The following is a 15,943-nucleotide window of genomic DNA, read 5'->3' as shown; positions in this document are numbered from 1 at the left end:
TATCGCCGGAATTGCGGCTGTAAAGCGCTTTGGAGGCGTCGGCATCAAGGTCCGGCTATGCGCCGGGCGGGGCGGCGTGGCAACCTTGATCCGTGAGTAATGTAGAAAGCCTTGTTTCCGACTGGCTGCCGCTGCCGGATGTTGCCGAACTGTTGGAAGTTTCCATCACCAAAGTCCACGGACTTCTGGATGAGCGCGCGCTTGTCGCCATCCGGCGGGGAGAACGGAATATCCGTTCAATCCCTGCCCTTTTCATCCAGGACGGGCACGTTGTAGACAGCCTAAAGGGAACCATTGCGGTTCTCAGCGACGCCGGTTACAACGACGAAGAACTGATCATCTGGCTGTTCACCCCGGACGAATCATTGCGGGGGCGCCCCATTGACGCCCTGCGCGAGGGGCGAAAGACAGAGATCAGGCGCCGCGCCCAGTCCCTTGCCTGGTAACAGCTCCTCCTGAGACAGCGCCTCCTGAGCGGGAGGCCGGAAAACGCGGACGACGGCGGTGATTCACCGCCGTCGTCGCTGCATGTCTTGTTTGTGCCGGCTGCCTGCGGGTCAGGCCGCCCGACTAACAGCGGCTTCGGCAAGCTGGCGTAACGCCACCAAGGGAACGTCGTCAAGGGGCAGGCGTTCCAGGGCTTCAAAGGCCCTATTGCTTAGCTCGGCGATCAGCGACTCCGTGGCCTCCAAAGCGCCGCACTCAATCATGACGCGCCGTATCTCAGCTACCTCATCCTCCCCAAGGTCAGGTTTGCCGAGCATGCGATCGAGGAAGTCTGCCTCACCCGGCTGTGCCTGGTTAATGGCAAATCCGACCAGAACGGTGCGTTTGCCTTCCCTGAGGTCATCCCCAGCGGGCTTGCCGGTCGTTTCGGGATCGCCAAAGACGCCCAGGACGTCGTCCCGCATTTGGAAGGCCTCACCCAGTGGCAAGGAGAACTCCGAGTAACCGTTGAGCAAGCCGGAGGGAGCGCCAGCCAATGCCCCGCCCAACGCCAGAGGATGTTCTGTGGAGTATTTTGCGGACTTGTACCGGATGATGGATTTTGCCCGCTCAACGGATCCGGCTCTGTCACGGACGGGCCCGGCCACTTCTTCCAGGATGTCGAGGTACTGACCTGCCATCACTTCCGCCCGCATGATGTTGAAAATCCGGCGTGCAGGAGTTCCGGCTGCTGCCCTGGGGCCGATTTCCGTAAACGACTCCTCGCTGAAGGACAGGCAAAGGTCGCCGGTCAGGATAGCCGCTGCATCGCCGAAACGTCCGCTGTCCAGCGCCCAGCCATTCATTTCATGGAGCTGGCTGAACCGCTTGTGCACGCTTGGCCCGCCGCGGCGGGTGTCGGATCGATCAATGATGTCGTCGTGGATCAGGGCCGCCGCTTGGAATAGCTCCAGGGCGCACCCTGCCGTGACGATGCCCGGGTCGGCGGCGGCGCCGCCGGCGCCCCTCCAACCCCAGTAACACATCAAGGCCCGGAGACGTTTCCCGCCGGTGACCAGATTCGAAATCGATCCAATAAGCGGTTCCACATCGGGAGAAACCGAGGCCATAAGGTCCCGCTGCTCCGACATGAAGCCGCTCAGTTTGCCGGCAACACCACTAATGAACTGCGTCTGCTCCGAGGTGACGTGGGAAATTACCGTCACTTGACGGACCCGGCCGCCACGTTGGCACCGATAGTGAACGTTGAGACGCCTTCTTTTTGCCTGACCGAAACGTTCACCGTCTCGCCGTCACCACGGATGAAGTCCAAGGACGTGACATTGCCGACAGCGGACGGGCCGGGGACAAGTTTAAAGCCCTGCGCCTCCATGGATGTCTTGTAGTAGTCCACAACGCCCTCCGGCGGAGCCTTGATTGTTCCAACGAGAGCCACGGTTGCTACAGCAGCGCTCTTGTCCACGCTGCTTGAACGAACAGAAGTCTTGGGCATTACGGGGATGAGCTGCTCAGGGAAACCAGGAACAAGTGCGTTCACTGTTGCTGTGGCGTCGGGAGCCGCTGTGGGGGTTTCCGTAAAAGAGGTGGTTTCAGGCGAGGCCGCGGAACCGGAAGCAGATGATGAGGGAGTTGGCGTCGCCGACGAAGGCGAGGAAGCGCTTGTAGCGGACGGCGCTGCAGAACCGCCGGGTGATGGGGTGCATGCTGAGGCCGCCAAAGCGACACTGACTGCGAGCAGGGTAAACCCTCGCGATTGAGGAGTTCCAAAGAGCTTCACAGGGTATCCTTCCTGGGGCTGAGCCGGACTGTGCCTCCAGTTTAGTCAGTGGCCGGGCATAGTATTGCCGTTGTGAGGCAGGAAGCATTCGGTGGTACTCAAAGTGCCGGCAGCAAGCCCGCCCGCAGCGCAGAAGATGCCCTGCGGGAAATGCGGCGAACGAGCATACTCCACGTGGATATGGACGCTTTCTTCGTCTCCGTGGAACTGCGCAGCCGTCCCGATCTTCGGGGGAAACCGGTCATTGTTGGATTCCCTGCAGAACGCTCCGTGGTGCTTTCTGCTTCTTACGAGGCCCGGGCCACAGGTGTGAAGTCTGCCATGCCCATGTCCATTGCCATGAGGCGGTGTCCATCCGCTGTGATCATCAACCCCCGGCACACGGAGTACTACGAGGTTTCCGCCCAACTCATGGAGATTTTCGCCTCCATTACTGATTTGGTGGAGCCGCTGAGTGTAGACGAAGCCTTCCTGGACGTGGGAGGGGCCATTCGCCGCCTTGGGTCGCCGATGGATATCGGGCATCTCATCCGCCGGCGTGTCCAGTCTGAACTTGGCATCACGGCATCCGTCGGGATTGCCAGCACCAAGTTTGTGGCCAAGATCGCCTCCACACGGTGCAAGCCCGACGGTATCCTCCAGATCGATGCCGAGGACTCTGTCCCTTATCTCCATAGTCTTCCTGTTGGTGCCTTGTGGGGTGTCGGTGGCAAAACTGCCGAAGTGCTCTCCCGTCTGGGCATTCGCACGGTCGCGGATGTTTCGGCAACGCCCTTGGCGTCGCTCAAAAAGGTCCTGGGAGCCAGTGGTGAGCACGTTCATCGGTTGTCCATGGGTATCGACCCGCGGCCCGTAACTCCAGCCAGGCTTGAAAAAAGCATCGGGGCAGAGGAGACATTCTCCGTAGATACGGCGGACGATGCTCTGCTGCACCGGGAATTGCTGCGGCTTTCGCACCGTACCGCCATCCGGCTCAGGAGCTCAGGCATGCTGGCAAGGACCGTGGCTTTGAAGCTGCGGTACTCGGACTTCTCCATGGTCACAAGGAGCCGCACCGTGCACACCCCCGTGGACAGCGCGCAACTGATCTACCAGGTGGCCGTGCAGCTCCTTGAATCCTTGGGGACACGATCCATGAGTGTTCGGCTGGTAGGAGTCCGGGCTGAGCAATTGGAACCCGCAGGCCAGACGTCCCTGCAGTTGAGCCTTGATCGGCGGGACGATAACTGGCGGGCAGCCGAACAGGCGCTTGACCGGGTCTCCGAGCGTTTTGGGTCCAAAACGCTCCTTCCGGCACGGCTACTGGAACCTGGAAAGCCACCTGCGGACTCTTGAGGCAAGCACGGGTGCTTGGCAGGACTCCCGGCGTCTTTCAGAACGGCGTCGGACAAACTATCCTATTTATTACAGAGATTTAGATCGTCTGGACAAACTGTTTCCTGAACAGTCGGCCCCGGGATGCCCGCTGAACCAAGAGGGAATTTTGGGGAACGATTTTCTTGGTCCGATCGTTAGGGAAACAGACGCACAGGACGCGTTATGTCCAGACGCTGGCTGACTAAAGGAGGTCGCGATGCCCCTCTCGGAGCATGAACAGAAGCTGCTTGAGCAACTTGAGAAGCAACTTCATGAGGACGATCCGAAGTTCGCCAACACCATGGGTTCGGATCCCATCCGCAGCTGGTCTACCCGGCATGTCATCATCGGTGTGCTTGGTGCCATTGCCGGTATTCTCCTCCTGCTTGTTGGCGTATCAATGCAGGCGATACCTGTGGGTGTCCTTGGTTTCATCGTCATGGGTGCTGGCGTCTACTTTGCCACGTTGCGTGGCGCGGCCTTCGGCAAAGCCAATAAGGGAAAACCCGGCAAGACCAAGCCCAAGAGTTCGTTCATGAGCAGCTTGGAAGAACGTTGGGACGAACGGCGTCGCGACGACAATTGATTGTCCCGTTCGGGCTCCCAGCCGTCACACGCGCCCACTCCTGATTCACCCACGCCCCTAATTTTCATCAGGGGATAACGAAAGGCCCGCACTGCGGGTCTTTTCGCGTTTAAGGGCTGATCCTCCGGCGGAGGAATGGCGCTCCACTTCCCGCCCTTTTCTCCACCTTTCCACCCGTTTGCCCTGAACCTGGAGTGGGATTGGCCGATCCGGGGCAGGAAATCCGGGACCTTGAAGTGGCTGGCTCTGCGCCCTGCATTTGGCCCTCCACTTTCTGCCACCGCCCTAAAATCCGCGTAAGTTCGGGCCGGAGGATTCTCAAAGTGGTGGAGAAACACCATCCATTGCGTTGACTGTGGTGCGTTGTGGAGTAAAGTGGAGTACATAAGAGGGTAGTGGCAAGTGTTGGGTATGTGCGGGCACCTTGATTGAGGGGCGGTGGACCAGTGTTTCTGGGTACTCACTCGCCGCGTCTCGATGAAAAGGGCCGGATCATCCTTCCCGCCAAGTTTCGTGAGGAGCTTGCCGACGGATTGGTTCTCACCAGGGGCCAGGAACGCTGCATCTACGTCTTCAGCCAGAAAGAATTTGAACGCATTCACGAGTCAATGCGGGAGGCGCCACTGTCTTCCAAACAGGCACGTGACTACATTCGGGTTTTCCTGTCTGGAGCCTCTGATGAGGTACCTGACAAGCAGGGGCGCGTGACGATTCCGCCGGCGCTCCGGACGTACGCAGGGCTTGGTCGGGAACTGGCGGTCATCGGTGCCGGTACCCGGGCGGAGATCTGGGATGCCGAAGCTTGGAACGAGTACCTCAATGAGAAGGAAGCAGCCTTCTCGGAAACGGATGACGACAATCTGCCCGGGTTCATCTGACCCGGTTGGAGGAACCGCAGTCCAGCTTCTTGAATGGGATCTCCAGCCGCCCATCGAACTGTCTTCCTGGCTCACCTTCCCCTGAGCCAGGCCGGCCGAACGATAGGCGCGGATGGGGATCCGATTCAAGAATCAGCATGCAAGCGATTGAGGAAAGAGGAGGCAGCGTGGAAGAGCAGGACGCGGCAAAGCCCACATCGGAGCGCCACGTGCCCGTCCTGAAAGACCGCTGCATCAACTTGCTCGCTCCCGGGTTCGAGGCGGCCAGGAAACGCGGGGAAAGACCTGTCGCCATCGATGCAACCCTTGGCATGGGAGGCCACTCCGAGGCCATGTTGCAGCGCTTCCCTGACCTCCACCTCGTTGGCATCGACCGCGACGAGGAAGCCTTGGCCTTGGCGGGAGCCCGCTTGGAGCCTTTTTCTGACCGTACCGATCTTGTCCATGCTGTATACGACGAGATTGAGGAAGTCCTGCTGGACCTGGGCATACCGGAAGTTCATGGCATTCTCATGGACCTCGGGGTCTCGTCCCTGCAGTTGGATGAGCGGGAGCGTGGATTCGCTTACTCCTACGACGCTCCCTTGGACATGCGGATGGATACGAGCCGTGGCCAAACTGCAGCTGATGTAGTCAACAACTACAGCGAAGACGAACTGGTGCGCATCATCAGGAAATGGGGCGAGGAGAAGTTCGCCGGGCGGATAGCCAACCGGATCGTCAACGCTCGCGCGGAGAAGCCATTCGCCACCACTGGTGAACTTGTGGAGCAGATCCGCAGCGTTGTCCCCGCCGCTGCAGCGAAGAGTGGCGGTCATCCGGCCAAACGCACGTTCCAGGCTCTAAGGATCGAGGTCAACGAGGAACTCGACGTCTTGGAACGGGCAGTTCCGGCAGCCGTCGCCGCGACGGCCATGGGTGGGCGGATCGTGGTCATGTCCTATCACTCCCTTGAGGACAAGATCGTAAAGTCCGTTTTCCAATCCGGTTCCAAATCGTCGGCACCACTCGGTTTCCCGGTTGAGCTTGAAGAACACAAACCCGAATTGAAGACCATCACCAAGGGCACGGAAGTGCCTACAGCAGCAGAAATCGCTGAAAACCCCCGCGCGGCGTCTGCCCGGTTGAGGGCAGTGGAGCGTATCAAACAGAGGAGAGACGCATGAGCAACGCCGCAGCGAAGACTTTGCCCTCCACGGTGGGCAGCACTGCACGTGCGCTTCCGGTCCCAGCGGGAAAGCCTGACACTGCCCGCAAGGCGCGCACTCCTCTATCAGTGGTACGAAGTGCACCGGGAAAGCGAAGGACGCCCTTCGTGGTCCTGTGCTTCGTGGCGATGGCCGCCGCGCTGCTGACTGTCCTGGTGCTGAACATCTCCGTGTCCACAGCGCAATACCAGTTGGTGCAGTTGAAAGCCGAAGCTGCAACGCTGAACAAAGAGAATCAGGACCTGACGCAGAAGAAGCAGAACTTCGAAGCTCCGCAGAACCTCGCTGCCAAGGCTGCAGAATTGGGAATGGTTGCTTCCACGGTGAAGGGCCAGATCGATCTGAACACCATGGCTGTGACCGGTAAGGCATCACCGGCGGTTAAGGGAGACAATCCCGGTGCCCTGCTCGCTGCTCCGGCGGTTGAGGGCTTGATTGATGTGGTTCCATCGGTGACTACCAAGGACCCGTTGGAAAGCCGCAAGCCGGATGCAACCCAGTCGGCCCCGGCCGCAACGCCCCCCACCCCGGCGGCAACCCCGGTGTCTCCGGCAGCGAAACCACCCGTAGAGCTCCACGGGGGATCGGTACCGGCTCCCCAGCAAAAGGCACCAGGGCAGTAGACAGTCAGTCCACCGAAGCAAGGCCAGCAGCAAGGAATCAACGTGGCAAAGAACCCCGGCACATCGAAAAAAACGAAGACGCCGGCGGCAAGAAAGCGGTTGCGCGTTGGCCTCGGCATCATGCTGACCTTGCTCTTGGTGGTGGGCGGCAAGCTGTTCATGGTTCAGGGCCTGGATATGGGCGGGATGGCTGAAGCTGCCTTGGCGAGCCGCCTCACTCCTCAAGTGCTCCCTGCCGAACGGGGGCAGATTGTGGATGCGAACGGGACGGTGCTGGCCAGCAGCGTGATCCGGTACAACATCGTGGTGGACCAAACCGTGAATACGAGCACGGAAACGTTCCACCGCTTCAATGAGAAGACCGAGAAACTGGACGAGATCACCCGTGATCAGGGGATCTCTGACCTTGCCGGGCTTCTGGGAGCGGATGAGAGTACTATCCGTGAGTCCTTGACCGGAGATAAGCAGTACTTCGTGGTGGCAAAGGACGTCAAGCCGGAACTGGAAGACCGGATTTCCAAGCTTTATATCCCGGGCCTCAGTGCGGAAGGTGTCAGCAAGCGCGTTTATCCCAACGGCAGCGTTGCCGGCGGCGTGGTTGGCTTCCTCAAGGATGGCACCAACGGGCAGGCGGGCATCGAACAAACCCAGGACGAGATTCTTCGTGGTGTCGAAGGTAAACGCGTCTTTGAGATCGGTGCTGATGGACTCAGGATCCCGGTGGCAACAGACGAGCTCACCCCGGCTGTTGATGGTAGCGACGTCAAGCTGACCATCAACACGGACATCCAGTATTTTGCGCAGCAGGCAATCCAAAGCCAAGTCAACAAGATGAACGCCGAGTGGGGTTCCATCATTGTGATCGACACCAAGACGGGCAATCTCATTGCCCTGGCAGATACCAATTCGCCGGACCCCAATGACCCCGGGAAAGTTGATGCCAAGGACCGCGGTGTCAGGTCCGTGACTGCCGCCTATGAGCCCGGTTCCGTGCAGAAGATGATCACTGCCGCAGCCGTGATCGAGGAGGGGAAGTCATTTCCCTTGGACCACTTCACTACCCCCGCGGCCTACACCATCGACGGGCAGACGTTCACCGACGCATTCGAGCACGGCACCGAAGAGCGCACCCTCGCGGGAATCCTTGGCTGGTCCATGAACACCGGAACGGTGATGGCGGGCAGTCGGCTCACCAAGGAACAACGGTACGACTGGCTGAAGAAATTCGGCATCGGTGAACAGACGGACATCGGCCTGCCCGCGGAGGCCACAGGCATCCTGGCCAAGCCCGAGCAGTGGGACGACCGCCAGCAGTACACGGTGCTTTTCGGGCAAGGTGTCTCCCAATCGACACTCCAGACTGTGCGCGCCTTCCAAAGCATTGCCAACGATGGCGTGATGCTCCAGCCCAGGCTTATTGACAGCTACATCACTCCGGAGGGCGAGGAGCAAAAGGTTCCCGCAAAGGATTCCCGGCAAGTGGTGTCCAAGGAAACAGCCCAGCAGGTCCGGGACATCCTGGAAAGCGCCGTGACCGAGGGACAGATCAAGGATGCAGCCATTGACGGCTACCGCGTCGGCGCCAAGACGGGAACGTCCCAAGCTCCCCGCGAGGACGGGTTGCCGGGATTCGACGGTTTTACAGCCTCGATGGTGGGCATGGCACCGATGGACGACCCCAGGTTCATCGTGGAAGTGGTCCTTCAGCGCCCCAAGGGAAACATCTATGGAGTCACGAACGGACCCGTTTTCCGTTCAGTGATGTCGCAGGTCCTCCGGACCTACAACGTTGCTCCGTCCACCGGAACGCCCGCGCGGTTGCCCCAGTTCGTCAAGTAAGCTTTTTGGGCGTCTGTTCGGCCAAAAATCGATCCACCACTAACGGCCCGGGCGCCGCTGGCCCCAAGCCGGTCGTTCCACGAGCACCAACGGAGAACCACGTGTCAGAGCACAACGAGGCAGCTATCAGCGCCACTACGCCGGATGCCGGCCAGACCGGCTTTCGTCCCGCATCCGTGGCAGCAGTGCCGTTGGCAGTCATCGCGGACGCACTGGGTGTAGCCGCTCCGGATGCCAGCCAGGACAGGGGAGTGACAGGCATTACCCTCAACTCCAGGGCCGTCGAAGCAGGCGACCTCTATATGGCCTTGCCCGGAGCCTCGCGCCACGGTGCCGACTTCGTTTCGCAGGCAGTCGAGGGCGGCGCGGTTGCCGTGGTCACGGACGACGCCGGAGCACGCCAGCTTGCGCTTGCGGGTGAGCAGCCTGTGCCGGTCCTTATTGTCCAGAAGCCGCGAACCGCCGTCGGGCGTTTGGCAGCACTGATCTATCGCAGCCAGCCGGTGGATAGCGGCTTCCCGACGCTGTTTGGTGTCACCGGTACCAATGGCAAGACCACCACCACGTACTTCATCAACTCCTTGTTGCGCGCCCTGGGCAAGAAGCCCGGACTCATCGGAACCATCGAAATCGTTGCGGGCGGGGAGCCGATCCCCAGCCTCCTCACGACACCGGAATCCACCGATGTCCACGCACTGCTGGCCCTGATGCGCGAGCGGGCCCTGGACGCGGCATCCATGGAGGTCTCTTCCCACGCCATCTCATTCCACCGCGTGGACGGGGTGATGTTCGACGTCGCAGGTTTCACCAATCTCACCCAGGACCACTTGGACCTGCATGGCAGCATGGACGAGTATTTCCGAACCAAGGCTGAACTTTTCACTGCAGGTAGGGCCAGGCACGCTGTAGTCACAGTGGACGACGACTGGGGACGCAAGCTGGCGGATACGGCCGACATCCCGGTCACCACCCTCGCAACGAAGCCCCTCGAAGCCGGCAGCGTCAACGCCCACTGGAACGTTGCGTCCATCACGGCACGCGGCCTGGGCTCGGAATTTGAACTAAGGCACGTCGACGGACGAAGCCTGCGCGTCCACACAGGCCTGCCGGGAGACTTCAACGTGGCAAATGCCGCCCTTGCCACGCTCATGGTCCTTGCATCCGGCGAGGACGAAAGCACCCTCCAGGCTGCCTTGGATGCGCATGATCCGTTCACCGTCGCAGTGCCCGGACGGATGCAGCTTGTCTCTGCCGAGCCGGCCGCCGTTGTTGATTTTGCCCACAATCCGGACGCTTTGTCCCGCGCCTTGGAGGCCGTCCGTTCACCCCTTGAGGGATCCCGTGTGATCGTGGTCTTCGGGGCAACGGGTCAGCGCGACCAGAGTAAGCGGCCCACTATGGGAGCCATCGCCGCCCGCCTTGCCGACATCGTGATCATCAGCGATGACGATCCCCACGACGAGGACGCAGCAGCAATCCGGGCCGAGGTCCTGCAAGGTGCGTACGGGGCGCGGGACTCCGAAAACCTGAACAGCGAAATCATCGAGTCCTACCCGAGGGATGCAGCTATCAGACTGGCCGTGGACATGGCGTCCAGCAAGGACACTATTCTCATCGCCGGGCGCGGCCACGAAGTGTGGCAAGAGGTCAAGGGAGTGAATCTGGCCCTGGACGACAGGGTGGAGTTGCGGGCCGCCTTGACATCCAAGGGATTCAGCGTTTCAGCGGACCAGCGGATAGAGTCCTAAACCGAGATGATTGCACTTACTGCGGCGGAGATCGCCGACCTCACCCATGGCCGATTGACCGGAGCTCCGGACGTCGTGCCCACTTCCGTCGTCACTGATTCACGGGAAGCGACGCCCGGATCGCTGTACGTGGCCAAGCCCGGCGAGCACGCCGATGGCCACGACTTCGTCCAAGCCGCTTTTGAACGCGGTGCCGTTTTGGTTCTCTGCGAACGGGAAGTGACCGATGCCGACGGCCGTCCCTATCCCGCCGTCGTGGTTGAGGATGCCGTCTTGGCCATGGGCGCGTTGGCCGCGGAGGCCGTCCGCCGCATCCGTGCTGAGCGGAAGAGCCGCGGCGAGGACTTTACGGTCATTGGCATCACAGGGTCAGCGGGCAAAACCACCACCAAGGACCTCCTCGCCGGTGTGCTGTCCACCGCCGGAGCCACTGTGGCTCCCCAAGGTTCCTACAATGGCGAGGTGGGCGTCCCGTTGACGGTATTTGCCGCTGATGCCAGCACCCGCTTCCTGGTGATCGAGATGGGCGCCACCGGTCTGGGCCACATTAAATACCTGGCAGAGATGGTCAAGCCGGACATCGGCGTGGTCCTGGTGGTCGGCACCGCTCACGCAGGCGAGTTTGGTGGTGTGGAAAACATCGCCAAGACCAAAGGCGAACTCGTGGAAGCCCTTGGCGAGCACGGTACAGCCGTCATCAACCTCGATGATGGCCGGGTTGCTGCCATGCGCGCCCGGACCAAAGCCAAGGTTCTGGGCTTCACGGCTTCACCCGCTACCACCGAAGAGGTTGAAGCCCGCAACGTTGTAGTCAACGAGCAAGGCTTCCCTGAGTTTGATCTGGTGCTTCCCGACGGCGGCCCTTCCGTAGAGGTGCGAAGCCGCCTGATCGGTGGCCACCACGTCACCAATCTGTTGGCAGCAGCTGCAGCCGCGTTCGCGGCCGGCATCCCGGCCGCCGATATTGCCTCCTCGCTCAGCTCCCAGTCGGCGGCCAGCCGCTGGCGGATGGAGCGTACTGAACGTGAAGACGGCGTCACCATCATCAACGACGCTTACAACGCCAACCCGGAATCGATGCGGGCTGCCCTGCGCACGCTGGCTGACCTTGGACAAGGCAGAAGGACGTGGGCCGTCCTCGGTGCGATGCTCGAGCTGGGGGAGGACTCCATCCGCGAGCACACCGCCGTAGGTACCCAGGTGGTGCGGCTGAACATTTCCAGGCTGGTGGTAGTGGGACGGGAGGCCCGTGCCCTCTACATCTCCGCTATCCAGGAAGGTTCCTGGGGCGACGAGTGTTCGTTCACGGAGACTGTGGAAGAAGCCTATGAGCTGCTTCAAAACGAGCTGAAACCCGGAGACCTTGTGCTCTTCAAGTCCTCCAACGGTGTGGGACTACGGCATTTGGGCGATCGGATAGCATTACCTCCACGGGCCGAGCCCACCGGAGACAACGCGGCCGAAGCTGCCGCAAGCGAAGGGAACGAGCTGCTGTGATTGCACTTTTGATCGGCGCCGGCGTCGCCCTTCTGGTGGCCCTGATAGGGACGCCCCTTTTCATCAGGTTCCTGGTGGCCAAGAGCTACGGACAATTCATCCGTGACGACGGACCCACTTCCCACCACACTAAGCGCGGCACTCCCACCATGGGCGGAACCGTGGTGGTGGCCGCAGTACTCATCAGTTACTTCGTGACACACCTGATCATGTGGATGATGAACCCGGACTCCGCCGGGCCATCGGCATCCGGGTTGCTTCTGCTGTTCCTCATGGTGGGCATGGGCTTTGTAGGTTTCCTCGATGACTTCATCAAGATCTCCAACAAGCGCAGCCTCGGCCTTAATGCACGAGCCAAGCTGATCCTCCAGGCTGCCGTTGGCATCATCTTCGCGGTCCTGGTTCTTCAGTTCCCCAACGAGGACGGCCTGCGTCCTGCATCCACCCAGATATCCCTTGTGCGGGATATCCCTTGGTTGGACCTCGCCTTCGGAGGCACGGTGGTGGGCGCCATCCTGTTCGTGCTCTGGTCCAACTTGATCATCACCGCAGCTACCAACGGCGTGAACTTGACTGATGGCCTGGACGGATTGGCTGCCGGAGCATCCATCATGGTCTTCGGCGCCTACACCATCATGGGAATTTGGCAGAACAACCAGGCCTGCGGCTCTCCACGGGAAGCCGGCAGCGGTTGCTACCAAGTACGCGACCCCATGGACCTTGCCCTGCTGGCGGCTATCCTCAGTGCTGCCCTGGTGGGATTCCTGTGGTGGAATACATCACCCGCGAAGATCTTCATGGGTGACACAGGATCCCTGGCCATCGGTGGTGCCGTTGCAGCGTTTGCCATCCTGTCACGCACCGAACTACTGCTTGCCTTCATCGGCGGCCTCTTCGTCCTGATCACCCTCTCCGTCATCATCCAAGTGGGCTTCTTCAAGCTCAGTGGCGGAAAGCGCGTTTTCAAGATGGCACCGCTACAGCACCACTTTGAATTGAAGGGCTGGGATGAAGTTACCGTTGTGGTCCGGTTCTGGATCCTTGCGGGGCTCTTCGTGGCTGCCGGCCTTGGAATTTTCTATGCTGAATGGGTGGTGCTGCTGTGAACGAAAACCCGGATACGACGCCTTCGAACGCCGACAGGCTCAACGAGCTCACTAGCTGGGATGCTGACTGGTCCGGTCTGCGCGTCGTGGTGACGGGCATCGGCGTCTCCGGCTTCTCAGCTGCAGACACCCTGATCGAACTTGGCGCAAAGGTAGTGGTGGTTGACGCCGCCACCAGTGCAAAGGCCAAAGCCCAAGCCGACACCCTAAAAATTGTTGGAGCAGTGGATGTGCTGTTGGGCGAGGAAGCCGTTAAGGCACTCCCGTTGATCGACGGAACATTGCCCGAACTTGTGGTGACCTCTCCAGGTTGGCGCCCCGACCAAGCCCTGCTTGCCGCGGCGAAGCGGAAGCACATCGCTGTCTGGGGCGACGTGGAGCTCGCGTGGCGCCTTAGGGAGCGGGCAGGACGCAAGACGGCGGACTGGCTGACGATCACCGGCACCAACGGCAAGACCACCACGGTGGGCATGGCTGAATCCATGCTGCAGGCAGCCGGACTTAAGGCGATTGCAGTGGGAAACGTCGGTACTCCGATTCTTGACGCTCTTCGGGATCCCGTGGACTATGACGCTTTCGCTGTTGAGCTCTCCAGCTTCCAGCTGCACTGGAGCCACTCGTTGTCTCCCGTGGCAAGTGTCTGCCTGAATGTTGCCGAGGACCACGTCGATTGGCACGGTTCCTATGCCTCGTACCTCGCGGACAAAGCCAAGGTGTACGAGAACACTCAGAAGGCCGCCATCTACAACGCGGAACAAATCGAAACCGAGCGGATGGTAGAGAACGCCGACGTCGTGGAAGGGTGCCGTGCCATCGGCTTCACCACGAATACACCGGCTGTGAGCATGCTGGGTGTGGTGGATGGCCTGCTTGTTGACCGGGCCTTCATAGCTGAGCGTAAGGATTCCGCGGCGGAACTTGCTGCGATGTCCGATCTTGGTCCGGTGGCACCCCGGCATATGGTGGCCAACGCCCTCGCGGCGGCTGCCCTCGTCCGGGCCTACGGAATTGATCCGGCCGCGGTGAAACAGGGCCTGGTCAACTATCTTCCGGGCGCCCACCGCATCCAGTTGGTGGCCAGCCATAACGACGTCCTGTGGATCAACGACTCCAAGGCAACCAATCCGCACGCGGCATCCGCAGCACTCTCGGCTTTCCAGCAGGTTGTCTGGATCGCCGGAGGTCTCTCCAAGGGCGTCAACTACGACGACCTCGTCAAAGAGCACGCACCTCGTTTGAAGACCGTTGTGCTCATTGGCACCGACACCGAGGCCTTGGAGGCAGCCCTCCAACGACACGCGCCGGATGTCCCCGTGATCGCGCCCCCCAAGGGCGACACTGAAGGAGTGCAGACCGCAGCCGGAGACGCCGCATCGCCAATCTACGGTGAGGCCATCATGGCCCAGGCCGTAGCATCGGCCGCTGGAGTGGCAACGCCCGGCGATACCGTCCTGATGGCACCGGCGGCTGCATCCATGGATCAGTTCTCTTCCTACGCTCACCGTGGCGACGCTTTCGTCCTGGCAGTTCGCGAGCTTGTGGAAGGGCAGGCACCGACCACCGAGGAGTAACAATGGTCAGCACGCCCACCCGCACCCGCGGCAAAGAACCCCGGGACGGGACGTCCAAGGCCGCGTCTGTTGACGACAGCCGGCCCAAGGGGCTCCGCGGACACCTGCGCGGCTTCTGGGAGAGTCTTGAAGGCAAGGGCAAAGCCCCCAACAGCTCCACGTATTACCTGATCCTCGGCTGCGCTCTCGCGTTGACGGCCATCGGCATCATGATGGTGTTGTCTGCCTCCAGCGTTGAAGCCATCTCCGAAGGCAAGTCACCCTACGCCGATGCCCTCAAACAGGCGGTCTTCGGCGTGGTTGGACTTATTGCGATGTACGTCATCTCACGGACCAACGTGAACTGGATGAAAAAACTGTCCTGGTGGGCACTGGGGGCCGTGATTGTCCTCCTTGCCCTGGTGCAGGTCATGGGCAACACCGTCAACGGCAACAAGAACTGGATCGACCTCGGCGGTGTCACCCTCCAGCCCTCCGAGATGGCGAAGCTGATCCTCTGCGTCTGGATCGCTGCCGTCCTCGCCCGGAAGCAGAAGCTCCTTCACCGCTGGATGCACGTCATCATTCCCGTTGTTCCCGGCGCAGGCCTGGTGATTGCGTTGGTGATGTTGGGAAACGACCTCGGAACTGTCATTGTCATCGCGGCGATCACAGCTGCCGGGCTCTACTTCGCCGGCGTACCGGGCCGCATGCTGGCCATCGCCGGGGCAGTGGGTGCGGTCGGCGCCGTCCTGGGCACCATCAGCAGCTCCAACCGCATCTGCCGCATCACGTCGTGGCTGGGAACTGCCTCCCAGCAATGCACTGAGCAGTTCGATTTCGACTTCCAATCCACCAACGGCATGTACGGCCTCGCGCAGGGGAGCTGGACCGGGCTGGGCCTCGGACAAAGCCGGCAGAAATACAACTGGCTTCCGGAAGCCCACAACGACTTCATTTTCGCCATTATCGGCGAGGAACTCGGCCTCGTGGGGACCATCGTGGTCCTGGTCCTGTTCGCGATTCTGGGCATTGCCATCTTCCGTGTGGTGGTCAGGCAGACCGATCCTTTCCAGCGCACCCTTGCGGGTGGAATCATGGTGTGGCTGCTCGGCCAGGCAAGCATGAACATGGCTGTGGTGACCCAACTCCTTCCCGTGGTGGGTGTGCCCCTTCCTTTCATCTCCTACGGTGGTTCCGCGCTGATCATGTCCCTCTGCGGCGTGGGCGTAGTGTTGTCTTTGGCCCGCGGCCAACTGCCAGCGCAGCAGCGTTCAGGATTCCTGCCTCGCCTCATGTCCAAGACAGCACGAAAGCGTACCTAGCAC

General features: G+C 60.9%; 14 protein-coding genes. 12 read left to right on the top strand and 2 right to left on the bottom strand.

Annotated features, from left to right (window positions below; translation table 11 throughout):
- The first annotated feature begins 92 nt into the window (after positions 1–92).
- Entirely contained in the window at positions 93–446 is a 354-nt protein-coding gene (locus tag ACIQTW_RS13385; protein WP_017200830.1) for an Rv2175c family DNA-binding protein, read from the top strand.
- A 111-nt stretch (positions 447–557) separates the two neighbouring features.
- On the opposite strand, the gene ACIQTW_RS13380 is transcribed toward ACIQTW_RS13385, so the two are convergent.
- A complete protein-coding gene (locus ACIQTW_RS13380; RefSeq protein ID WP_402937449.1) occupies positions 558–1,652 on the bottom strand; it encodes a polyprenyl synthetase family protein in 1,095 nt (364 codons plus the stop codon).
- Positions 1,649–2,224: a hypothetical protein gene (locus ACIQTW_RS13375; RefSeq protein WP_402937446.1), complete on the bottom strand. Its 576-nt coding sequence runs from the start codon at positions 2,222–2,224 to the stop codon at positions 1,649–1,651. The genes ACIQTW_RS13380 and ACIQTW_RS13375 overlap by 4 nt, the downstream gene beginning before the upstream one ends.
- Positions 2,225–2,296: 72 nt before the next feature.
- Here ACIQTW_RS13375 and dinB point away from each other — a divergent pair, with 72 nt between their 5' ends.
- The 11 genes from dinB to ftsW all read left to right on the top strand — a co-directional run bounded on the left by dinB (position 2,297) and on the right by ftsW (position 15,940).
- Positions 2,297–3,559, top strand: a complete 1,263-nt coding sequence (gene dinB / locus ACIQTW_RS13370; RefSeq protein ID WP_402937443.1) for a DNA polymerase IV — start codon at positions 2,297–2,299, stop codon at positions 3,557–3,559.
- A 238-nt stretch (positions 3,560–3,797) separates the two neighbouring features.
- Entirely contained in the window at positions 3,798–4,166 is a 369-nt protein-coding gene (locus ACIQTW_RS13365) for a DUF3040 domain-containing protein (protein WP_017200835.1), read from the top strand.
- 446 nt (positions 4,167–4,612) lie between these two features.
- The gene (gene mraZ, locus ACIQTW_RS13360; RefSeq protein WP_017200836.1) at positions 4,613–5,044 is read left to right on the top strand and encodes a division/cell wall cluster transcriptional repressor MraZ; all 432 of its coding nucleotides are present in this window, start codon (positions 4,613–4,615) and stop codon (positions 5,042–5,044) included.
- 137 nt (positions 5,045–5,181) lie between these two features.
- The gene (gene rsmH, locus ACIQTW_RS13355) at positions 5,182–6,210 is read left to right on the top strand and encodes a 16S rRNA (cytosine(1402)-N(4))-methyltransferase RsmH (protein ID WP_402937440.1); all 1,029 of its coding nucleotides are present in this window, start codon (positions 5,182–5,184) and stop codon (positions 6,208–6,210) included.
- Positions 6,207–6,875 (top strand): hypothetical protein, encoded by a 669-nt coding sequence (locus ACIQTW_RS13350; RefSeq protein ID WP_402937437.1) that lies wholly within the window; start codon positions 6,207–6,209, stop codon positions 6,873–6,875. The genes rsmH and ACIQTW_RS13350 overlap by 4 nt, the downstream gene beginning before the upstream one ends.
- A 42-nt stretch (positions 6,876–6,917) precedes the next feature.
- The gene (locus ACIQTW_RS13345) at positions 6,918–8,714 is read left to right on the top strand and encodes a peptidoglycan D,D-transpeptidase FtsI family protein (protein WP_402937435.1); all 1,797 of its coding nucleotides are present in this window, start codon (positions 6,918–6,920) and stop codon (positions 8,712–8,714) included.
- Positions 8,715–8,815: 101 nt separating this feature from the next.
- Complete coding sequence (locus ACIQTW_RS13340; protein ID WP_402937434.1) at positions 8,816–10,462, top strand: UDP-N-acetylmuramoyl-L-alanyl-D-glutamate--2,6-diaminopimelate ligase; 1,647 nt, start codon at positions 8,816–8,818, stop codon at positions 10,460–10,462.
- Between the two features lie 6 nt (positions 10,463–10,468).
- Positions 10,469–11,959, top strand: a complete 1,491-nt coding sequence (murF, locus tag ACIQTW_RS13335; RefSeq protein WP_402937432.1) for a UDP-N-acetylmuramoyl-tripeptide--D-alanyl-D-alanine ligase — start codon at positions 10,469–10,471, stop codon at positions 11,957–11,959.
- The gene (gene mraY / locus ACIQTW_RS13330) at positions 11,956–13,065 is read left to right on the top strand and encodes a phospho-N-acetylmuramoyl-pentapeptide-transferase (RefSeq protein ID WP_011774413.1); all 1,110 of its coding nucleotides are present in this window, start codon (positions 11,956–11,958) and stop codon (positions 13,063–13,065) included. Before murF ends, mraY begins: the two co-directional genes overlap by 4 nt.
- The gene (gene murD / locus ACIQTW_RS13325) at positions 13,047–14,636 is read left to right on the top strand and encodes a UDP-N-acetylmuramoyl-L-alanine--D-glutamate ligase (RefSeq protein WP_402937430.1); all 1,590 of its coding nucleotides are present in this window, start codon (positions 13,047–13,049) and stop codon (positions 14,634–14,636) included. The genes mraY and murD overlap by 19 nt, the downstream gene beginning before the upstream one ends.
- 2 nt (positions 14,637–14,638) lie before the next feature.
- Positions 14,639–15,940 (top strand): putative lipid II flippase FtsW, encoded by a 1,302-nt coding sequence (gene ftsW, locus ACIQTW_RS13320; protein WP_402937428.1) that lies wholly within the window; start codon positions 14,639–14,641, stop codon positions 15,938–15,940.
- Positions 15,941–15,943 lie beyond the last annotated feature (3 nt).

The organism is Paenarthrobacter sp. NPDC090517 (genome assembly GCF_044769165.1).
GTDB lineage: Bacteria > Actinomycetota > Actinomycetes > Actinomycetales > Micrococcaceae > Arthrobacter.
The sequence above is the reverse complement of the archived record's forward strand: the minus strand, read 5'-3'. Positions and strand labels throughout refer to the sequence as shown.